The organism is Dyella sp. C9 (genome assembly GCF_003332825.1).
Lineage (GTDB): Bacteria > Pseudomonadota > Gammaproteobacteria > Xanthomonadales > Rhodanobacteraceae > Dyella.
Map to the genome: position 1 here is coordinate 115,021 of NZ_QIRF01000010.1, position 21,607 is coordinate 136,627.

General features: G+C 67.8%; 14 protein-coding genes and 1 riboswitch. Of the genes, 6 read left to right on the forward strand and 8 right to left on the reverse strand.

What is annotated here, in order from left to right:
- Positions 1-74: 74 nt before the first annotated feature.
- From DVU99_RS13025 to DVU99_RS13035, 3 genes are read left to right on the forward strand one after another with little or no spacing between them, the layout of a single operon-like run.
- Entirely contained in the window at positions 75-3,278 is a 3,204-nt protein-coding gene (locus DVU99_RS13025; protein ID WP_114240653.1) for an efflux RND transporter permease subunit, read from the forward strand.
- Positions 3,271-4,467, forward strand: a complete 1,197-nt coding sequence (locus DVU99_RS13030; protein WP_114240654.1) for an efflux RND transporter periplasmic adaptor subunit — start codon at positions 3,271-3,273, stop codon at positions 4,465-4,467. Before DVU99_RS13025 ends, DVU99_RS13030 begins: the two co-directional genes overlap by 8 nt.
- Entirely contained in the window at positions 4,454-5,917 is a 1,464-nt protein-coding gene (locus DVU99_RS13035) for an efflux transporter outer membrane subunit (RefSeq protein WP_114240655.1), read from the forward strand. Before DVU99_RS13030 ends, DVU99_RS13035 begins: the two co-directional genes overlap by 14 nt.
- 283 nt (positions 5,918-6,200) lie before the next feature.
- Here DVU99_RS13035 and tal read toward each other — a convergent pair whose 3' ends face one another.
- The 4 genes from tal to DVU99_RS13055 form a co-directional block, all read right to left on the reverse strand.
- Positions 6,201-7,154: a transaldolase gene (tal, locus tag DVU99_RS13040; protein WP_114240656.1), complete on the reverse strand. Its 954-nt coding sequence runs from the start codon at positions 7,152-7,154 to the stop codon at positions 6,201-6,203.
- A 37-nt stretch (positions 7,155-7,191) separates the two neighbouring features.
- Positions 7,192-8,502 carry an NAD(P)/FAD-dependent oxidoreductase gene (locus DVU99_RS13045; protein ID WP_114240657.1) on the reverse strand — a complete coding sequence of 437 codons (1,311 nt, stop codon included), beginning with the start codon at positions 8,500-8,502 and terminating at the stop codon, positions 7,192-7,194.
- Positions 8,503-8,557: 55 nt separating this feature from the next.
- Positions 8,558-10,726 (reverse strand): primosomal protein N', encoded by a 2,169-nt coding sequence (locus DVU99_RS13050; protein WP_114240658.1) that lies wholly within the window; start codon positions 10,724-10,726, stop codon positions 8,558-8,560.
- A 474-nt stretch (positions 10,727-11,200) separates the two neighbouring features.
- On the reverse strand, positions 11,201-12,319 hold the full coding sequence (locus DVU99_RS13055) for a DUF3667 domain-containing protein (RefSeq protein ID WP_114240659.1): 1,119 nt from the start codon (positions 12,317-12,319) through the stop codon (positions 11,201-11,203).
- A gap of 130 nt (positions 12,320-12,449) precedes the next feature.
- Between DVU99_RS13055 and DVU99_RS13060 the strand changes: the two genes are divergently transcribed.
- Positions 12,450-13,817 carry an MATE family efflux transporter gene (locus DVU99_RS13060; RefSeq protein ID WP_114240660.1) on the forward strand — a complete coding sequence of 456 codons (1,368 nt, stop codon included), beginning with the start codon at positions 12,450-12,452 and terminating at the stop codon, positions 13,815-13,817.
- 128 nt (positions 13,818-13,945) lie between these two features.
- The gene (sppA, locus tag DVU99_RS13065) at positions 13,946-15,811 is read left to right on the forward strand and encodes a signal peptide peptidase SppA (protein ID WP_114240661.1); all 1,866 of its coding nucleotides are present in this window, start codon (positions 13,946-13,948) and stop codon (positions 15,809-15,811) included.
- Positions 15,812-15,902: 91 nt separating this feature from the next.
- On the opposite strand, the gene metE is transcribed toward sppA, so the two are convergent.
- The 3 genes from metE to DVU99_RS13080 all read right to left on the reverse strand — a co-directional run bounded on the left by metE (position 15,903) and on the right by DVU99_RS13080 (position 19,787).
- A complete protein-coding gene (gene metE, locus DVU99_RS13070) occupies positions 15,903-18,191 on the reverse strand; it encodes a 5-methyltetrahydropteroyltriglutamate--homocysteine S-methyltransferase (protein WP_114240662.1) in 2,289 nt (762 codons plus the stop codon).
- A gap of 209 nt (positions 18,192-18,400) precedes the next feature.
- Positions 18,401-18,634, reverse strand: a riboswitch (cobalamin riboswitch).
- 47 nt (positions 18,635-18,681) lie between these two features.
- The gene (locus DVU99_RS13075; protein WP_198670307.1) at positions 18,682-19,506 is read right to left on the reverse strand and encodes an ABC transporter ATP-binding protein; all 825 of its coding nucleotides are present in this window, start codon (positions 19,504-19,506) and stop codon (positions 18,682-18,684) included.
- Between the two features lie 62 nt (positions 19,507-19,568).
- Entirely contained in the window at positions 19,569-19,787 is a 219-nt protein-coding gene (locus DVU99_RS13080) for a hypothetical protein (RefSeq protein ID WP_114240663.1), read from the reverse strand.
- A 94-nt stretch (positions 19,788-19,881) separates the two neighbouring features.
- Between DVU99_RS13080 and DVU99_RS13085 the strand changes: the two genes are divergently transcribed.
- On the forward strand, positions 19,882-20,664 hold the full coding sequence (locus DVU99_RS13085) for an SDR family oxidoreductase (RefSeq protein ID WP_114240664.1): 783 nt from the start codon (positions 19,882-19,884) through the stop codon (positions 20,662-20,664).
- 274 nt (positions 20,665-20,938) lie between these two features.
- On the opposite strand, the gene DVU99_RS13090 is transcribed toward DVU99_RS13085, so the two are convergent.
- Positions 20,939-21,580: a DUF4124 domain-containing protein gene (locus tag DVU99_RS13090; RefSeq protein WP_114240665.1), complete on the reverse strand. Its 642-nt coding sequence runs from the start codon at positions 21,578-21,580 to the stop codon at positions 20,939-20,941.
- Positions 21,581-21,607: the final 27 nt, after the last annotated feature.

The following is a 21,607-nucleotide window of genomic DNA, read 5'->3' on the forward strand; positions in this document are numbered from 1 at the left end:
CCGGGCGTCCGTTCGGATCAGGCCCGTGCGAAAATTTGTCGCGACGCATCATTTCGCGCACGGAATCCCCCCGCATGCTTGGCATCGTCCGGATCGCGCTCACGCGGCCCTACACTTTCATCGTCTTCGCACTGCTGATTTTCATCTTCGGCGTGATGGCAGCCCTACGCACGCCCACCGACATCTTTCCGGAGATCAACATTCCGGTGATCGCGGTGTCCTGGCAGTTCACCGGCATGACGCCCGACCAGATGGCCGGACGCATGAACACGCCGTTCGAGCGCACGCTGACCACCACGGTCAACGACATCGAGCACATCGAGTCGACCTCGCTCAACGGCATGGGCATCACCAAGATCTTCTTCCAGCCGGGCGTGAACATCGCCGTGGCCAACGCCCAGGTGACGGCGATCGCGCAGACCCTGCTCAAGCAGATGCCGCCGGGTGCCACGCCTCCGCTGATCGTCAACTACAACGCGGCCACCGTGCCGATCCTGCAGCTCGCGCTGTCGGGCCACGGGCTGTCGGAACAGCAGCTGGGTGACCTTGGCCTCAACCTGCTGCGTCCGCAGCTGGTGACGGTGCCGGGCGCGGCGATCCCGTATCCGTTCGGCGGCAAGACCCGCCAGGTCCAGATGGACGTGGATCCGGCGGCGCTGCAGGCGCGCGGGCTGTCGACGCAGGACGTGGCCAACGCGCTGGCGGCGCAGCAGCAGATCAGCCCGATCGGCACGCAGAAGATCGGCAAGTACGAATACGTGATGGAGTTGAACAACGCCGCCATGTACGTGCACGAGCTGGAAGACCTGCCGATCAAGAGCGTCAATGGCACCACCATCTACGTGCGCGACGTGGCCCATGTGCGCGACGGCGCCCCGCCGCAGACCAACATCGTGCACGTCGACGGCGTGCGCTCCACGCTGCTGTCGGTACTCAAGAACGGCTCCACTTCCACGCTCGCCATCGTGGCCGGCGTGCGCGAAAAACTCGCCGGCATGAAGGACGCGCTGCCGGACAACCTGTCGGTGACGCCGATCGGCGACCAATCGGTGTTCGTGCGTTCGTCGATCGACGGCGTGGTCCGCGAGGGCGTGATCGCCGCAGCGCTGACCAGCCTGATGATCCTGCTGTTCCTGGGCAGCTGGCGCTCCACCCTGATCATCACCACCTCGATCCCGCTGGCGGTGCTGGGTTCGGTGTTCACCCTGTCGGCGATCGGCCAGACGCTCAACATCATGACCCTTGGCGGCCTGGCGCTGGCGGTGGGCATCCTGGTGGACGAGGCGACGGTGACCATCGAAAACATCAACTGGCACCTGGAGCAGGGCAAGGACGTGATCACCGCGATCATCGACGGCTCGGCGCAGATCATCGTGCCGGCGTTCGTCTCGCTGTGCTGCATCTGCATCGTGTTCGTGCCGATGTTCTTCCTGCCTGGCGTGGCGCGCTACCTGTTCGTGCCGATGGCGGAGGCGGTGATCTTCGCGATGATCTTCTCCTTCATCCTGTCGCGTACGCTGGTGCTGACCATGGCCAAGTACCTGCTGCAGGCGCATCCGCCGACGGTGGACGAGCATGGCCAGCACCTGCCGCTGCCGCCGCCGAAGACGATCCTGGGCAGGTTCCAGCGTGCCTTCGTGGAGCGCTTCGAGACCTTCCGTGCCGGCTACAGTGGCATGCTCAACCTGGCCCTGCAGCATCGCAAGGTGTTCGTGGCCGGCTTCCTTGGCTTCGTGCTGCTGTCGTTCATGCTGCTGCCGGGCCTGGGCAGCAACTTCTTCCCCGACGTGGACGGTGGCCAGATCCTGATCCATGCGCGTGCGCCGGTGGGCAGCCGCGTCGAAGTGACGGCCGCGGAGTTCGCCGACATCGAGAAGGCGGTACGCGGGGTCATTCCGCCGAGCGACCTGGAGGCGATGGTCGACAACATCGGCCAGTACTCCAGCTCGATCAATACCATCTACAACAACACCGGCGAGGTGGGCGAGCAGGATGGCGACATCCAGATCTCGCTGAAGGAAGGCCACCGGCCCAGTGCCGAGTACGTGGAGGCGCTGCGCCAGAAGCTGCCGCGCCTGTTCCCAGGCACCGTGTTCTCGTTCCCGCCCGCGGACATCGTCAGCCAGATCCTGAACTTCGGTTCGCCGGCGCCGATTGACCTGCAGATCCGCGGTTTCCACCTCGACAAGAACTTCCAGTACGCCAACGAACTGCTGAACAAGATCCGCCAGATCCCCGGCGTGGTGGATGCCCGCATCCAGCAGTCGCAGGCCGAGCCCACCTTCCGCATCGACGTGGATCGCACGCGGGCGCAGTTGCTGGGGCTGACCGAGAACGACGTGACCAGCAGCCTGGTGGCCGATCTTTCCGGTACCGCGCAGGTGGCGCCGACCTACTGGCTTAACCCAGAGAACAACGTCACCTATCCGATCTCGGCGCAGGTGCCGCAATACTCGCTCGATTCGCTGGCGCAGCTGAGCAACCTGCCGATCACCGCCAAGAGCGGCGGCAATGCGCAGGTGCTGGGTGCGCTGGCCGACATCACCCGCACGCACAGCAACACGGTGGTAAGCCAGTACAACATCCAGTCGATGGTGGAGATCTATGCCGCCACGCAGGGTCGCGACCTGGGCGCCGTCGCCGCCGACGTGCAGAAGGTGCTGGACGATACCTCCAAGGACAAGCCCAAGGGCGCGAACGTGGCGCTGCTGGGCCAGGTGCAGACCATGCACGATGCCTATTCGGGCCTGCTGTTCGGCCTGCTCGGTTCGGCCGTGCTGGTGTACCTGCTGATCGTGGTGAACTTCCAGTCGTGGACCGATCCGTTCGTGATCATCACCGCGTTGCCTGCCGCGCTGGCCGGCATCATGTGGATGCTGTTCGTCACCCATACCACCTTGTCGGTGCCCGCGCTGACCGGCGCCATCATGTGCATGGGCGTGGCGACGGCCAATTCGGTGCTGGTGGTGAGCTTCTGCCGCGAGCGCCTGGCCTTCCACGGCGACCCCACGCTGGCGGCGCGCGAGGCTGGCTTCGTTCGCTTCCGCCCGGTGTTGATGACGGCGCTGGCCATGATCATCGGCATGGTGCCTATGGCGCTGGGCCTGGGCGATGGCGGCGAACAGAACGCCCCGCTGGGCCGCGCCGTGATCGGTGGCCTGCTGTTCGCCACCACGGCCACGCTGATCTTCGTACCCGTCGTGTTTTCCATCGTGCATGCGCGCCGCGAGCGCGCGTCTGATTCGGCCCCCGCTGCCGGAGAACCTGTCCATGTCTGAGCATCTCACTTCGCTTCCCGAGTCGACGCCTTCGCCGCGTCGCCTGCGCCTGGCCGCCGCGATCGGCGCGGTCGTGTTCGGCGCGATCGTGGTCATCGGTGTCGCCACCCGTCTTACCGAGGCGCACAGCCTGCGCCAATGGACCGACGAGCAGGCCATTCCCACCGTGGTGGTATCCGAGCCCGAGTCCGCCAACGGCAAGGCGCCGCTCGAACTGCCGGCGCAGATGGACGCATTCACCAATGCGCCGATCTACGCACGCACCAGCGGCTACCTGAAGTCGTGGAACAAGGACATCGGCGCCACGGTGAAGGCCGGCGAACTGCTGGCCGAGATCGACACGCCCGACCTCGACCAGCAGCTGCTGCAGGCACAGGCCGACCTGGCCAGCGCCAAGGCCAACGCCGCGCTCGCCGCCACCACTGCCAAGCGCTGGCAGGTGCTGCGTTCGACCGACCCGGACTCCGTGTCGCAGCAGTCGGTGGACCAGTACAACGGTGACTACGCCGCCAAGGAAGCGCAGGCCAACGCCGCGCAGGCCAACCTCGATCGCCTCAAGGCGCTGAAGTCGTACGCGCGTATCGTGGCGCCGTTCGATGGCCGCGTCACCGCGCGCAACACCGACGTGGGCGCGCTGGTCACCGCCGACAGCGCGGGCGGGGCGCCGCTGTTCCAGGTGTCCGACACCAGCAAGCTGCGCGCCTACGTGCGCGTGCCGCAGGTGTATGCACCGAGCATCCACCGTGGTGACGAAGCCACGCTGACCGTGCCGGAGTATCCGGGCAAGACCTTCACCGCGAAGGTGGAGGCCGATGCGCGCGCGATCACGCCGACCTCGGGCACCACCCTGGTGCAGCTGCTGGTGGACAACCCCGATGGCAAGCTGTTGCCGAGCAGCTACGCCAACATCAGCTTCAACATCGCCTCCAATACGCTGGGCCTGCGGGTACCGGCCGAGGCGCTGATCTTCGACGACAAGGGCATGCGCGTGGCCACGCTCGACTCGGGCGACCACGTGCATTTCAAGCAGGTGGTGATTCGCCGCGACTACGGCAAGACGGTGGAGATCGGCGCCGGCCTGCAGCCGGATGACCGCGTGATCATCAATCCGCCGGACGGCCTGACCGATGGCGATTCCGTGCGCATCGCGCGGAGTCCGCAGGCGGGGAAGCCCCATGACAAAGCCTAAGAGCCTCGCCGCGACGCTCGCCGCCACGCTGGCGCTGGGGGCGTGTTCGCTGGCGCCTGCCTACAAGCAACCGGACGCACCGGTGGCCGAGCACTACCAGCCGGCCGGCCCCTGGACCACGGCGGCGCCGGCGGACCAGCTGCCGCGCGAGGGCTGGTGGAAGCTGTATGGCGATCCGCGCCTGGATGATCTCGAGCAGCAGCTGATCGCGCACAACGCCGATCTGGCCGCGGCCTTCGCCAGCTACCAGCAGTCGCGCGATTACCTGGCGCAGGTGCGCGCGGACTTGTTCCCGCAGGTGTCGGCCGGCATCGGCGCCGAGCGCAACCGCCAGTCGCTCAATGCACCACTGCATGGCGCCACCTCGCCGGAGTACTACAACCAGTACTCGGTGACCGGGCAGGCCTCGTATGAAGTGGACCTGTGGGGCCGCGTGCACGACAACGTCGCCGCCGGGCGCGCGTCGATGCAGGCCTCGGCGGCGGACTTGGCTTCAGTGCGCCTGAGCCTCGAAGCCTCGCTGGCCGACAGCTACGTGCAACTGCTCGGCGTGGATCGCCAGATCGACCTGCTGCAGAAGACCGTGGAGGCCTACCAGCGTGCGCTGCAGCTGACCAAGACGCTGCACGAAGGCGGCGCGGTGTCGGGCCTGGACGTGGATCGCGCGCAGACGCAGCTGTCGTCCACGCGTTCGCAGTTGTCGCAGACGCAGGCGCAGCGCGAAGTACTGCTGCACGCCATCGCCGTGCTGGTCGGCCAGCCGGCGTCGAGCTTCACGCTCGATCCCAAGACCGACCTGCCCAACCTGCCGGTGATCCCGGTGGGCCTGCCGTCCACGTTGCTGGAGCGTCGCCCGGACATCGCCGCGGCGGAACGGCGTACGGCGGAGGCGAACGCACAGATCGGCGTGGCGCGTTCCGCGTTCTTCCCGTCGTTGACGCTCAGTGCGGGTGGCGGTTACGAGAGCGGTGTGTGGAGCACCCTGTTGAACGCACCCAGTGCGTTGTGGGCCGTGGGCCCGAGCTTGCTGGGGACGATATTCGACGGCGGTCGCCATAGCGCGCAGCTGGCCGCGGCGCATGCCGCCTTCGACGAGGCCAGCGCGAATTACCGCGGTACGGTGCTGACAGCGTTCCAGCAGGTGGAGGACAACCAGTCGCTGCTGAAGAACTACGGCAACGCCATGGTCGACCAGCAGGACGCGACCACCGCGGCGGACCGTACGCTGAAGCTGGCGCTGGCCTTGTACAAGCAGGGCGCGAACAGCTACCTGGACGTGGTCACCGCGCAGGTGGATTCCCTGAACGCGCACCTGGGGCTGCTGTCGCTGCAGGCCAACCAGTTGCGGGCCAGCGTGCAGCTGGTGCGCGCGTTGGGTGGTGGCTGGCAGGCGGATGACATCTCGACCAGGCATCTGGCGGAGGACGCCAGGGCGATGGGGATGAAGTAGGGTGGTTCGCGGTGTGTCGCGAATGAGAAGGGGCCGCTGATGCGGCCCCTTTTTTGTCCATGCTTGATGGGGTGGGCTGCAGTCACCGAGCTCCCCCTGTAGGAGCGCAACCTGTGCGCGACGGCCTTTCGCCACGGTCTTTGCCAAATGTCGTGGCGGTCATTTGCGCTGTACTCGGCGACTCCGCCACCTTGCCGCCGACGACCGAAGGGAGTTCCCGTGGGAGAGCGGGCTGGGGGGAGGGGCCGATCTTTCGAGGGCCCCTCACCCGCTCTCAAGGTGCTTACAGCTTTGCCGTCAGCAAGGCTTCCAGCTTGCGCTGGTCGACGGCGAATTTGCGGATGCCGTCGGCGAGCTTGTCGGTCGCCATGGCGTCTTCGTTGTGGCCCCAGCGGAATGCGGCCTCGGTGATCGGTGCGGGCTTGGCCTGGGTGGCGCCGGTGTCGTTGAGCGCACGCGGCAGCGGGCTGTTGTCCTGGTCCAGCTTTTCCAGCAGGTCGGGGCTGATGGTGAGGCGGTCGCAGCCGGCCAACGCCTGGATCTGGCCGATGTTGCGGAAGCTGGCGCCCATCACCACGGTGTGGAAGCCGTGCTCCTTGTACCACTGATAGATGCGGCGCACCGACTTCACGCCCGGGTCTTCTTCCGGCGCGTAGCTCTTGGTCGAGGTGTTGGCCACGTACCAGTCCATGATGCGGCCGACGAACGGCGAGATCAGGAACACGCCGGCCTCGGCGCAGGCCACCGCCTGCTCGAACGAGAACAGCAGGGTGAGGTTGCAGTTGATGCCGCGCTTCTCCAACTGCTCGGCGGCGCGGATGCCTTCCCAGGTCGAGGCCAGCTTGATCAGGATGCGATCGCGCTTCACACCCGCTTCCTCGTACAGCGCGACCAGGCGCTCGGCCTTGGCGATGGAGGCGTTCACGTCGAACGACAGGCGCGCGTCCACTTCGGTGGACACGCGGCCGGGCACCAGTTCCACGATCTTGCGGCCCACCGCCACGGCGAGATGGTCACTGGCGTCGGCCAGCTGCTGCTCGCGCGAGTTGCTCTTGCCCTTGGCCCAGGCGATGGACTCCTCGATCAGCGGCGCATACGCCGGGTTCTCGACCGCCTTGAGCAGCAGCGACGGGTTGGTGGTGGCGTCCACCGGCTTCCAGCGGGCGATGGCCTCGATGTCGCCGGTGTCGGCGACCACGGTGGTGTACTGGCGCAGTTGTTCGAGTTGGGAAGACACAGCGGTATCCGGCAGGGTGAAGGCTCAATTGTCCATGCTATGGGTCGCGGGGCAAGCGCGACGCTGCCTGGGGCGGTGCGTCGGTGCCGGTGACGATGCGGGCGTGGCGCTGGTAGGTCCAGTACGCCCAGGCCCAGTCCAGCATCACCACCAGCCGGTTGCGGAAACCGATCAGGAAGGCGATGTGCGCGATCAGCCAGACCCACCAGGCCAGCAGGCCGGAGAGTTTTAGACGTCCAAATTGCGCCACCGCGGCCATCCGGCCGATGGTGGCCAGCGAACCGTCGTCGCGGTAGCGGAACGGCCGGGGCGTGGTGTCGCCGCGCCAGCGCGCCTTGAGCGTGGCGGCCACCTGGCGCCCCATCTGCTTGGCCGCTGGCGCCACCCCGGGCACGGGGCGGCCATCGGGCTGGGTCACGCTGGCCAGGTCGCCGATCACGAAAACCTCCGGGTGGCCGGGCAGACTGAGGTCGGGTTCGACCAATACGCGTCCCGCGCGATCCACCGGGGCGCCCAGCGTGCGTCCCAGTGGCGAGGCGGCCACGCCGGCGCCCCAGAGCACGGTGCGCGCGGCATACGGCGTGTCGCCCAGCATCACGCCCTGGTCGTCGATGGCGGTGACGGGCGTGTTCAAGCGTACTTCCACGCCGAGTTTCTCCAGCTGCCGGCGTGCCTTGTCCGACAGCGAGGGATCCAGCGCCGGCAACAGGCGCGGACCGGCTTCCACCAGCAGCACGTTGGCCTGGCGCGGATCGGCGCGGCGGAACTCGCGCGGCAGCGTGTGGCGCGCGATCTCGGCCAGCGTGCCGGCCAGCTCCACGCCGGTGGCACCGCCGCCGACCACGACGAGGTTGAGCCAGGCCTGCCGCTGCGCGGGATCGTCCTCGCGCTCGGCACGCTCGAAGGCGAGCAGCACGCGGCGGCGGATGGTGAAGGCGTCGTCCAGGGTCTTCAGGCCCGGCGCGTAGCGTTCCCATGCGTCGTGGCCGAAGTAGGCGTGGGTGGCGCCGGTGGCCACCACCAGCACGTCGTAGTGCAGTTCGCCCAGCGCGAGCTTCACGCGGCGCAGCTCCAGGTCCACCGACAGCGCCTCGTCCATCAGCACGGTGACGTTGGCCTGCTTGCGCAGGATCTGCCGCAGCGGCGCGGCGATCGACGGCGCGGACAGGCCAGCCGTGGCCACCTGGTAGAGCAGGGGCTGGAACAGGTGGTGGTTGCGCCGGTCGACCAGGGTGATGCGGGCGTCGGTATCGGCCAGCCCGTGGGCTACGGCCAGTCCGCCGAAGCCACCGCCCAGGATGACGACGTGGCGGCGTGGGTCAGGAGAGCGAGCATCGTGTCCTTCCATGTGATTGCCTCGTAACAAGGGAAATCGTTGAAGGTGTCACCCGCGCCCCGTGCCTTCAGTAGAGGTCGATGGGGTCGACGTCGAGTGACCAGCGTACCCGTCGCGCGGTGGGCAACGCGGACAGGGTGCGGAACCATGGGCGCAGCGCCTGGTGCAGCGAGCTGCGGCTGTCGGTCTCGATCAGCAGCTGGCCGCGATGGCGCCCCGCGCGCAGCGGCATCGGCGCCGGCATCGGGCCGGCCAGCTGCAGTGGTGCACCGGCGAGCGCGTTCGCCGCCTCGTGCAGGAATGCATCCACGTGCTCGCGCTGGTGCGCATCCGCGCGCAGCAGCACCTGGTGGCCATAAGGCGGGAGCTGCACGCTGCGGCGTTCCTCCAGCAGCGAGGCGGCGGCCGCGCCATAGCCCTGGGCGAGCAACTGGCGCAGCAGCGGGTGATCGGGGTGATGCGTCTGCAGCAACACGCGGCCGGGCTTGGCGGCGCGACCGGCACGACCGGCCACCTGCACCACCAGTTGCGAGAGCCGTTCGCTGGCGCGGAAATCCACGCTGTGCAGGCCTTCGTCCACGCCCACGATGGCGACCAGGGTGAGGTTGGGCAGGTCGTGGCCCTTGGCCAGCATCTGGGTGCCGACCAGGATGGCGGGCTTGTCCTGGTGCAGGCCTTCGAGCAGTTGCTCGAAGGCATCGCGGCGGCGCGTGGTCTCGCGGTCGATGCGCAGCACCGGCACCTCGGGGAACTGCGCAGCCAGTGCTTCTTCCAGGCGCTCGGTGCCCTGGCCCTGCGGCTTGAGCTCCTGCCCGCTGCAGGCAGGACATTGCGCGGGCAGGCGCGCGGTGTAGTCGCAGTGATGGCAGATCAGCTGGCGCCGCCCGGCGTGCAGTGTCATCGGGTGTTCGCAGCGCGGGCATTCCGCATGCCAGCCGCACGCATGGCACAGCAGCACCGGTGCATAGCCTCGGCGATTGCGGAACACCAGCGCCTGCTCGCCGCGCGCCACCGTGTCGCGCACCGCCGCCAGCAACGCGGGCGACAGGCCGTGTTCCAGCCGCTGCGCGCGCATGTCCACGATCTGCACCTGCGGCGGGCGGATCGCGCCGGGCCGCGCGCGCAGTTGCAGCGCGCGATAGCGGCCGGCCTGAACGTTGGCCAGCGATTCCAGCGAGGGCGTGGCCGAGCCCAGCACCACCGGCACATCCAGCGCGCGCGCGCGTAGCAGGGCGAGATCGCGGGCGTGGTAGCGGAAGCCTTCCTGCTGCTTGTAGGCGCTGTCGTGTTCCTCGTCGACGACGATCAGGCCCGCATGCGGCAGCGGCGTGAAGATGGCCGAGCGCGTGCCCAGGATCACCTTGGCCTCGCCCGATCGGGCGCGCAGCCAGGCGCGTGCGCGATCGCCCTCGGCAAGGTTGGAGTGCAGCACCTGCACGGCCACGCCGAGGCGGTCGCGCAGGCGGCGCACGGTCTGCGGCGCCAGGCCGATCTCCGGAACCAGCAGCAGGGCCTGCTTGCCCTGTGCGATGACCTGTTCGATCAGGGCGAGGTAGACCTCGGTCTTGCCGCTGCCGGTGACGCCGTCGAGCAGGAACGACTGGAAGCTGCCCAGCGCCGCACGGATCGCGCTCACCGCGCTGCTTTGCTCCTCGCTCAGCACCGGCGGAGTGGTGACCGCGGCCGGCACGGCGCTGCGGGTTTCCACGCGCTCGATCAGGCCGGCCTGGTCCAGCCGGCGCGCGGCGTCGCGCCAGCCCGGCAGCATCTCGTGCAGCAGCTCGGCGCTTTGCGGGCCGCGCGACAGCGCGTCCAGCAGGGCGCGGCTGCCGCCCCGCCGGCTGCCGGCATCCAGTGCGCTGCGGCCGGTGGTGGTGAGCGCCCAGGCCTCCTCGCGCAGGTCGGGCAGGGGCCGGTCCTCGCGCAGGGCAAGCGGCAGTGCGTTGGCGTAGGCCTCGCCGGGCGCGCCCCGCCAGTAGTCGGCGGCGCGGGCGAGGGTGGCCATCAATTCCGTGTCGCGCAGCGGGCCGTCAGCCAGCACGCGCAGCACCCGCTTGAGGCGGGCACTGCCCACCGCCGCCTCGGCGGCGGCCTCGACCACCACGCCCACCGCCTTGCCCTTGCCGAACGGCACCAGCACGCGGCTGCCGGCCTCGACGCGGCCGTCGGCCGGGGGCAGGTAGTCGAACAGGGTCGGCAGGGGAACCGGGAGGGCGACGCGTAGGACGGCGGGCATGGATACCTCGTGGCAGCCCAGTGTAACCGGCCTGTTATGCCGAGCGGCGGCCGGCCCGGTTCCTGCAGTGCGGAGGCGAATGGTCTGCCTGCGGGGGCTTGGCGGGGATTGCTGCCCCGTCATCTAGGAAGCGGGTCTAAGTGGCTATGGCTAGGGTGTTTTTGCGTTTATCCACAGCCTCTGTGGATAAGTCTGTGGATCGTGCGTTGAGGGAGGCCCCTCAGGCGCATGAAAACGGCCTTCATGACGCTCTGTGCAAGTTTTAACCATGAAAAAAGACAACATGAATTCAATGACTTACACGGCGTGCTCGGCTAGCGTTCATACAACTGCCATAGGCACGGGACTTGCCTTGACAGCCATGTGACGCTGTGTAAAACCCCTACGTGAGACATCGCACGGGCGCTGGCGACCTGCGCCACTCGACGGTTCATGTGTGAGCTGCGTCACGAAAATGCAGTGGTCGCGTTGACGTCAGTGCGCCAGGCCAAGCAGGGCGGCGATGCTCAGGGCGATACCGATCAGCCAGCAATACACCCAGCCCACGAACAGGTACTTCACCGTGGTCATGAACCAGCCCTGGCGATAGACCTGCTTTTGCATGATCAGCAGATAGATAGGCACCCATACCCCCAATGCCCAGATCACCAGCAGCAGCGGCGTGCTTGTCCAGGCCGCATGTGGAACCAGCCAGCTGCGCAGTCCGCCGACCAGCACGCCGAGCAGCAGCGCCAGGAATATAAAGGCGTGGCTGTGCAGTGCCACGATCAGGTGCTCCATGTAGAGGCGGCGCTTGAATACGTACATCAGCTTCAGCAGCAGCGCGAACAGCGGCATCACGACGAACATGGTCTGGGCTAGCACGCCGAAGACGCCGGCCAGGATCCGCTCCTGGGCCGCGGCGCCCTCCTCGCCGCCGGCCGTCGCGCCTCTCAGGTTGACGCCCATGTGTTCGATGGACCGGTTGATGCTCCGGACCATGCTGCTGGGCAGCCAGCTTGCTTCGAACTTGTTCTGGTGGAAATCCCAGCCGTCCTCGGTCTGGACCGGCAGCGGCGCGGCCCCCAGCTGTTCAAGGCGGTGGTTGGCGTGGTCGCGCTCGACGCTGATCAGCTTCCTGATGGTCTTCTTGCCGTGTTCGGCACTGTCCGCCGCCTTGTCGATGTCCTTGCGCATCGTCTCGAAGCGGGCACGCACCGCCTCGGGGGTGGTGTCCCTGGCGAAGTCGCCGGTACCGGCGCTGGCCTCGAGATTGGTGTCGGCGAAGCCGATGTTGTCGATCGCGATGCGGGTGACGAAGAACGACAGCAGGCACAGCACGAACATCAGGCGGAACGGCGCCACGTAGCGCTGCCGGCGTCCGCTGAAGTACTCCATGGTGAGGAAACCGGGCCGGTACAGCAGCGGCGGCAGCGTATTGAAGATGCGGCCGTCGATGTGCAGCACCATGTCGAGCGTGTCCTCGACCATGTGGTGCATGGGGCGCAGCACGCTGTGGATGGACTGCCCGCACTCATGGCAGAACTCGCCTTGCATGGGCGCTCCGCAATTGGCGCAGTGCACGCCTTCGAACGACACCAGTTCCTTCTTCATGTGTCTCCCCCGAGCGAATCAGCACGCGATCTTGGCACAAGCCCGTGACAGCGGCAGCCCCCGGCGGCGCGGCGGAACCCCCGGTGCAGGGACGGGCCTCCTGTAGACTGTGGGCCACAGGAGTTCCCATATGCTGTCTTTCCGCCCCGATCGCGCCAGGGTGGCGCACGAGGTCGGCGCCACCGTGCGCCTTGCCCTTCCCCTGATCGCCGCCCAGCTCGCCGCCGTTGGCCCGAATTTTGTCGACGCCGTGCTGGCCGGCCACCTCAGTGCCCATGTGCAGGCCGCCGTCACCACGGCGGTCAGCATCTGGGCGCTGGCGCTGGTGAGCGGCCTGGGCATGATGATGGCAGTGCCGCCGTCGGTGGCGCAGCTCGATGGCGCCGGCCGGCGGCATGAAGTGGGCGCCGTGTTCATCCAGGCGCTGTGGCTGGCCTGGGGCATGGGCATCGTGATCTGGTTCCTGATACGCCATGCCACCCCGATGCTGGACTGGATCGGCGTGGTGCCCACGCTGCGCACCGACGTGATGCATTTCCTGCATGCGATCAGCTGGGCAGGCCCGGCGCTCACCAGCTATTTCGCGCTGCGCGGTCTGTCCGAGGGCCTGTCGATGACGCGCCCCTCGATGTACTTCAGCTTTGGCGGCCTGTTGCTGCTGGCGCCGCTGGGCTACGTGCTGATGTACGGCAAGTTCGGCCTGCCCGCGCTGGGCTCGCTGGGCAGCGGCATCGCCACCGCCACGGTGTTGTGGCTGGAGATGCTGGGCTTTGCCCTGTTCGTGGCCAGGCACCCGGCCTATCGCGACCTTGGGTTGCGCGAAGGGCTGGCCTGGCCCAGGCCGAAGATGCTGCTGGAACTGGTCAAGATCGGTGGCCCGATGGCGGTGACCCTGCTGGCGGAGGGCGGCCTGTTCGTGGCGGTGGCATTGGCCATCGCCACCCTGGGCGAGACGGTGGTGGCCAGCCACCAGGTGGCACTGAGCGTGGCCACCGTGGCTTTCATGATCCCGCTGGGCCTGTCGATGGCGATCACCGTGCGCGTGGGCAACGCGGTGGGCCGCGGCGATGCGCGTGGCGTGCGTTACGCCGGTTTCTGCGGCATCGCGCTGGCGCTGTGCACGCAGGTGGTCTCGTCCTCGGTGATGCTGGGCATGCCGCATGTGCTGGCCCGGCTGTATACGCATGACGCCGGGGTGATCGCGCTGGCGGCGCAGCTGATGCTGCTGGCCGGGCTGTTCCAGTTCTCCGACGGCATCCAGGTCAGCTCCAACGGCGCGCTGCGCGGCCTCAAGGACACCCGCGTGCCGATGGTGATCACGCTGTTCGCCTACTGGGGCGTGGGCATGCCGGTGGGCTGGTGGCTGGCGTTCCGCCACGGCATGGGTGCGCGCGGCATGTGGATGGGCCTGATCGCCGGCCTCACCATGGCCGCCGTGCTGCTGTTCGCAAGGTTCTGGCGCAATGCGTGGCGCGAGTCGTGGCGCCCGGCGAAGTAGCGCGCCGCGGGACCTTTCACGTCCCGCAGACAAGACCGCTCCCATCCCCGCCTTCACCCCCTACTTTCGCCCGATGACCTGCGGCGCGCGAACCGCTACGCTGTGCCGGACACTCTGAGGAATCTCGCATGACGGAACGTCGCACCACCGGCTTCTGGGCTTTTCTCTGCACCCTCGGGCGCGGCATCAACGTGGTCAGGCTGGTCGTCCTCAACCTGGTCTTCTTCTTTTTCTTCTTCATCATCGTCCTGCTGTTGCTCGGCGGTTACCTCGGCAACCGCGGCGAGCACGTGGTGCAGAACGACAGCGTGCTGGTGATCCGGCCCAAGGGCGACCTGGTCGAGCAGTACAGCATCGATCCGATGCAGCGCGCACTGGCGCAGCTGTCGGGCAATCCGCCCAAGCAGGTGCAGCTGCGCGACCTGGTCGGCGCGATCGACGCGGCGGCCAAGGACACCCGCATCACCCGCATCCTGCTGCTGCCCGACGAACTGCAGGGTGGCGGCTTCGCCGCGCTGCGCGAGGTGGGCGCGGCGCTGGATCGTTTCCGCGCGGCCGGCAAGCCGGTGATCGTGTGGGGCGCCAGCTACGACCAGGGGCAGTACTACCTGGCCGCGCATGCCGATCGCGTGCTGGTCGATCCGCAGGGCGGCGTGATGATCACCGGCCTGGCCAACTACCGCCTGTTCTACAAGGATCTGCTGGACAAACTCGGCGTGGACGTGCACCTGTTCCGCGTGGGCCAGTTCAAGAGTGCCGCCGAGCCTTACATCCTCGACCACGCCTCGCCCGAGTCGAAGGAGGCCGACAGCTTCTGGATGGGCGGCCTGTGGGACAGCTACATCAATGAGGTGGCCAAGCTGCGCAAGCTCGATCCGGCCACGTTGCGCGGCGACATCGACAGCCTGCCCGAGAAGATCGCCAGCGCCCGCGGCGACCTCGGGCAGCTCTCGCTGGATGAGCACCTGGTCGACGGCCTGGCCACGCCCGCCGAGCTGGACGCGATGATGCGCAAGGAAGGCGTACCTGCCGGCAAGAAGGGCGAGGGTTTCCGCCAGGTATCCTTGCAACGCTATGGGGACACCCTGCCTGACGACAGCGATGGCGTCGCGCCGGGCGTCGCGGTAGTGGTGGCCGAAGGCGAAATCTCCGGTGGCAAGCAGCCGCAAGGCTCGGTGGGCGGTGAATCCACCGCCGCGCTGGTGCGCGCCGCCCGCGAGGACAAGCGCACCAAGGCGCTGGTGCTGCGCGTGAACTCCCCCGGAGGCGAGGTGTATGCGGCCGAGCAGATCCGCCGCGAGGTGGCGCTGACCCGTGCCGCGGGCATCCCGGTGATCGTGTCGATGGGCAATGTCGCGGCCAGTGGCGGTTACTGGATCTCGATGAATGCCGATCGCATCTACGCCGAGCCCAACACCATCACCGGCTCCATCGGCATCTTCGGCATGGTGCTCACCGTGCCGGGTACGCTGGACAAGCTCGGCGTGAAGAGCGACGGCGTGGGTACCAGCCCGCTGGCCGGTGCGTTCGACATCACGCGCCCGCTGGATCCCAAGGTGGGCACGGTGATCCAGGCCAGCATCGACAAGGGCTACCGTGACTTCGTCGGCCAGGTGGCCACGGCGCGCGGCAAGCCGTATGACGCCATCGACACCATCGCGCAGGGCCGCGTGTGGACTGGCCAGCAGGCGTTGGAACGTGGCCTGGTGGACCAGCTCGGCGGCCTGGGTGATGCCGTAAGTGAAGCCGCGTCGCGGGCCAAGCTCGGCAAGCAGTATCCGGTGCGCTACATCGAGGAGCCGCTGGGCGGTTTCCAGCAGTTCCTGCTCGGCCTCAATGAGAACGCGATGGTGCGCGTTGCACAGGCTTACGGCATTACGCTGCCGGCATGGGTGGCGCACATCGACAGCATGGCGCCGGAGCTGAAGCTGTTGCGCACGGCGCAGTCGGGCCGTCCCAACGTCTACGCCTACTGCTTCTGCTCGCCGCGTTGAGTCACACGAAAGAAGGGCGCCGTGAGGCGCCCTTCTTTGACAACGGCTTTCCACGAAATCGCCAGCGGCCTGCGCCGCTGGCGATTTCGTTTCAGGCTTCCACGGCGAGCGACTCGCGCATGCGCTGCGCGGCCTCGACCATGGTGGTGAGTGCGGCACGCACTTCCGCCCAGCCACGCGTCTTCAGGCCGCAGTCCGGGTTGACCCACAGCTGCTCGGGCTTGAGCACGCGGGCGGCCTTCTCCAGCAGCTCCGCCATCTCGCCGAGTTCGGGCACGCGCGGCGAGTGGATGTCGTACACGCCGGGGCCAATCTCGTTGGGGTAGTGGAAGCGCACGAAGGCATCGAGCAGCTCCATGCGCGAACGCGAGGTCTCGATCGAGATCACGTCGGCATCCATCGCGGCGACCGCCTCGATGATGTCGTTGAACTCCGAGTAGCACATGTGGGTGTGGATCTGCGTCTGGTCGGCCACGCCGGAGGCGGCCAGGCGGAAGCTTTCCACCGCCCAGTCGAGGTACTCGGCCCAGTCGCTTCGACGCAGCGGCAGGCCTTCGCGCAGCGCCGGCTCGTCGATCTGGATCACGCCGATGCCGGCCGCTTCCAGGTCCTGCACCTCATCGCGCAGGGCGAGCGCGATCTGGCGGCAAGTCACCGAACGCGGCTGGTCGTCGCGCACGAACGACCACTGCAGCACCGTGACCGGGCCCGTCAGCATGCCCTTCATCGGACGATCGGTGAGCGACTGCGCGTAGCGCGACCAGCGCACCGTCATCGGGGCCGGGCGCTGCACGTCGCCGAAGATGATCGGCGGCTTCACGCAGCGCGAGCCGTAGCTCTGTACCCAGCCCAGCTTGGTGAAGGCGAAACCGTCCAGCTGCTCGCCGAAGTACTCGACCATGTCGTTGCGCTCGAACTCGCCGTGCACCAGCACGTCGATGCCGATGTCTTCCTGGAAGCGCACGCAACGCTCGGTCTCGGCGGCGAGAAAGGCGTCGTAGTCGGCCTCGGACAGCTTGCCCGACTTGAAGCGTGCACGCGCCTCGCGCACTTCGTGCGTCTGCGGGAACGAGCCGATGGTGGTGGTGGGCAGCAGCGGCAGGCCCAGGCGACGCTGTTGCGCCGTGCGGCGCTGAGGGTACGCCGACTGGCGCGAAAGCGCCCTGGCGTCGACGCTGGCCAGACGGGTGGCCACGGCAGGGCGATGCACCTGCGCGGAATGGCGGCGCGTGTCGAACGTGGCGCGCGCGGCATCGAGCGCGTCATAGGCGTGCACCAGGCCCTTCGCGGCATCGGCGAGCAGGCGCAGTTCTTCCAGCTTCTGGCGGGCGAAGGCCAGCCATGCATGCAGTTCGGCGGGCAGGGCGGTTTCCACCGACGCGTCCACCGGCACGTGCAACAGCGAACACGACGGCGCCAGCAGCAGGCGCTTGCCGATGCGCTCGTGTGCGCGGCGCACCAGCTTCAGTGCCTGGTCCAGATCAGTGCGCCACACGTTGCGGCCGTCCACCACGCCGACTGACAGCAGCTTGCTCTCGCCCAGCGCATCGAGCACGGCGTCGAGCTGGCCCGGCGCGCGCACCAGGTCCACGTGCAGGCCGTCCACCGGCAGGCTGGCAACCAGCGCGAGGTTGTCGCCCAGCGCGCCGAAGTAGGTCGCCAGCAGCAGCTTCGGTCGCTCGCCCGCGGCAAGCGTGGTGTAGGCCTTGCGATAGGCGGCGTGGTCGTCGCCATCCTGGTCGAGCACCAGGCAAGGCTCGTCGATCTGCACCCACTCCGCGCCTGCCTGCTTCAGCTTGGCCAGCAACTCGGCATACACCGGTAGCAGGCGGTCGAGCAGGGCGAGGCGGTCACTGCCGTCCACCGTTTTGGACAACAGCAGGAAGCTCACCGGGCCCAGCAGCACGGGACGTGCCTGCAGGCCCTGTTCGCGGGCTTCGAGGTATTCGGCCACCGGCTTGTCGCCGCGCAGGCGGAACGGCTGGTCCGCGTGCAGTTCCGGCACCAGGTAGTGGTAGTTGGTGTCGAACCACTTGGTCATTTCCAGCGCATGCAGGTCAATGCCGTCGCGCTGCACACCGCGGGCCAGGGCGAAATAGCCGTCCAGCGGGTTGGCGTCGTACAGGGCGCGGTAGCGCTCGGGGATGGCATCGACCAGCACGGCGGTGTCGAGCACCTGGTCGTAGTACGAGAAATCGTTGCTCGGCACCACGTCGGCGCCCGCGTCGCGCTGCAGTTTCCAGTGCCGCTGTCGAAGGCTGCGCGCCGTCTGCTGGAGCTGCTCGGCGGAGCTTTCGCCGCGCCAGTACGACTCCAGCGCGTGCTTCAGTTCGCGGCGGGGACCGATGCGGGGAAAGCCCAGGTTGGTAACGGTAGTCATGTTTGCGTGTCCTCGATTCGTGATGAATGAGGAACGAAGGAACCGCGCCCGCCCGGCTGCATCGGGCAGCCAGGCGTCACGCCAGCGACCTTCGCCCCCTCGGGCGAACCGGAACCTCCGCGGGGCAGGCGTACGGACACGCGCCGCGCTGGCAGACGCGGTGCAGGCCCCGGCCGCCTCCCCTCGGAGGCTCCAAGTCAAGCGGGAGGCAGGGGCCTCCCGGCCGGGGCAGGTCTTCGGGCTCGTGGACGTGAGGCACGGGGCCTCGCCTACTGTCCGCCGCTTCCCGGCCTCAAGGGCCAGTGCTTATGGCGAAGGTCGTTTCCACACACCGCTGCGGGGCAGCGCCGGAATTGGCTCGCGAGCGAGTCGCACCGGCTTCCCTTTTAATTCCATCCTTTCATCGCGATGAAAGGATGGAAACCGTCGACCCGCGCAAGGTACCCCCCGCCAGCCAAGGCGTCAAGCGGCCTTGCGGGAAGTTTTAGGGTCAGTCGAGGCTGGCGCTGTAGTACTCGCCGTGGCGCTGCACGGTCACCGGCATGCCAAAGGTCTCGGTCAGGGAAGCGCTGGTGAGCACCCCGGCCTTGTCGCCCTGGCGCAGCAGCTGGCCATCGCGCAGCAGCACCACCCGGTCGATTTCGGGCAGGATCTCGTCAATGTGGTGGGTCACCAGCACCAAGGTGGTGCCATGGCGTGCAAGGCCACGCAGGCTTTCCATGAAACGCCGCCGGCTGGCCATGTCCAGCCCGGCGCAGGGTTCGTCCAGCAGCAGTGCCCGTGGCCGGTGCACCAGCGCACGGGCAATCAGCACGCGCCTGGCCTCGCCGGTGGACAGGCTGGCGAGGCTGCGGCCGACCAGATGGGAGGCGCCGGCGTGGGCCAGCGCTTCGGCGGCCCGCTCGCGCATGGCCGGCGTGACCCGATGGTCCAGCCCCAGCCGTTGCGCGGCGAAGAAGTTGGATAGTACCGCCTCGCTCACTTCCAGCGAGGCATCGGCTGCGCAGTCCTGCTGCAGCGAGGGCGACACGATGCCGAGCAGGCCGCGCAGTTCCGATACCTGCCAGCGATCGCGCCCGAACACGCGCATGGAGGCGCGTCCGTCACCGCGCGCCAGCGGGTAGAGCTCGCGCGTGATCAGTCGCACCAAGGTGGATTTGCCGGCGCCGTTGGCGCCCAGGATGGCCGTGTGCTCGCCCGCGCCGATGCGCAGGCTGAAGCGGTCGAGGATCAGGCGATCGCCGCGCATCACGCTGGCTTCGTCGATCTCCAGCAACGGTTCGTCGTCGTGCATGGGGGAGTAGGTGGCGTTCATGGCCACACACGATGCACGTCTAGCCGTCCATTTGCCAAGTGCCGTGTTCGGACGGCTATTGACTACTGCCCAGTCGCATCCAGCTGTTGTTGCTGCTTGGCGGCCTGCTGATCCGCCGCCTTCTGCACGTCGCGTGCACGCTGCTCGTCCTTGCGCAGATCGTCCCATGGCGTGGCCACGCGCGCAGTACCTGCCGCGGCGGGTGCGGAAACCGGCGCAGGCGGCTTGCCCGAGCAGGCACCCAGAGCAAGCAGGCAGGACAAGGTGATCAGCCGTTTCATGGAGGGCTCTCGCAGCAGGATGTTCCCAGTGTCACGCGGGACGCCGCGGCGGGCAAGCTTGGCGCGGGGCCGACGCAGGCTCTAAGCTCGGCGCATGAACACGCGCATTGATGCCTGGCAGTTGCAGGGCCACACCGCTTTGATCACCGGCGCCAGCAAGGGCATCGGTTACGCCACCGCCCGCGAGCTCGCTGGGCTCGGCGCCAACCTGTTGCTGGTGGCGCGCGATGCGGACTATCTCGAACAGGCTCGCGTTGAACTGCTGGATGACTTCCCCGGCATCGAGGTACTGGCCTTTGGCGCCGACCTCGGCGAACAGGAAGAACGGCTGGCCGTGTTCGACTGGATCGCCGACCTGGGTGCACCGCTGTCCCTGCTGGTCAACAACGCCGGCGGCAATCGCCCAGCGCCCACGCTGGCCTATCGCGAGGACGAATACAGGGCGATCTTCGAGCAGAACCTGTTCTCCGCCTTCGAAATGTGCAGGTTGGCGCATCCGCAATTGGTGCAGCACGCCAATGCGGCGATCGTGAACGTGGGCTCGGTCTCCGGCATCACCCATGTGCGCACCGGCTCACCCTATGGCATGACCAAGGCGGCGCTGCACCAGCTGACACGCAACCTGGCAGCGGAGTGGGCGGCCGACGGCATTCGCGTCAACGCGGTGGCGCCGTGGTACATCCGCACGCAGCGCTCCGAGCCAGCGCTGGCCAATGACGAATACCTCGACGAGGTACTCGACCGTACGCCATTGCGCCGTATCGGCGAACCCGAGGAAGTGGCAGCGGCCATCGCCTTCCTGTGCCTGCCGGCGGCCAGCTATGTCACCGGGCAGGTGCTCGGCGTGGATGGCGGCTTCCTCAACTACGGCTTCTAGCCCAACCGGCAAGACCTGGCGCGCGTAGCGATGGTTTGCCCGGGGCACCCCGGTTTTCCACAGCCGGTGTGGATGGACTGCGCACAAGCCTGTGGATGGATTGGCCAAGTGCCTGTCACCTCGAGGTTTTCATCGCTTTGGCGGCTTTTGCGCCAGCGCACCGGTTGTTTTCCACAGCCACTGGGGAAAGCCTGGTGGCAAGCCTGTGGACAACCGTCGTTTCGCCTTGCGCGGCCTGCTCTTGCATGGCTTTGCGCAAAAAATGCGCAGGGCCTCAGCAGTTCTGCAGTTGCCGGCGCAGCTCGTGCTCGCGTTTTTCCAGCGGCGGCTGGTCGCTCTTGAACGCGCGTTGCAGCTTTGACTCGTTGTCGTCGTAGGCATCGCGCAGCGCCTTGCAGGTCTCGGCGCGGGTCAACGGGCGGCACTGGTCCTGCACCCACACGTAGTTGCCGGCGACCAGGCCAGGGCTGATGTGTCCTCGATTCAGCTCAGGGGCCGACGCACCTGCGCTGTTCGGCGCCCCATAGACCTGTGACAGCGGTGCCTGCGACGCGCCGAGAATGCCGTAAGGCACCTGGTAAGGCTGCGGATTGCCGTTCTCGCTGAGGTAGCGCTTGCCGTCGGTGGCCTTGATGCAGGCATACATCACAGGCAGCGGCTCGGCAGGCTCCGGTGGCGGTGGCGGCGGCTCGCTCGCGGGCTTCTCGGGTGCCGGCGCGGATGGCGGCACGTAGCCCGGCTGCGAGTCGTCCAGTTGCAGTGCCTGCTGTTGTTGCCCGGCGGCGCAGGGCTTGTCCTGATAGGACACCCTGCCGTTCGCGGCGATGCACTGATAGGCCGTGCCTGCCGAGGCCGGCGGGCATGCGGTCCATAGCGGGAGCAGGACGGCCAGGAGCAGGGCGGGCCGGCGGATCATGCGGAACCTCCCGAGGCGGCGGTCGCC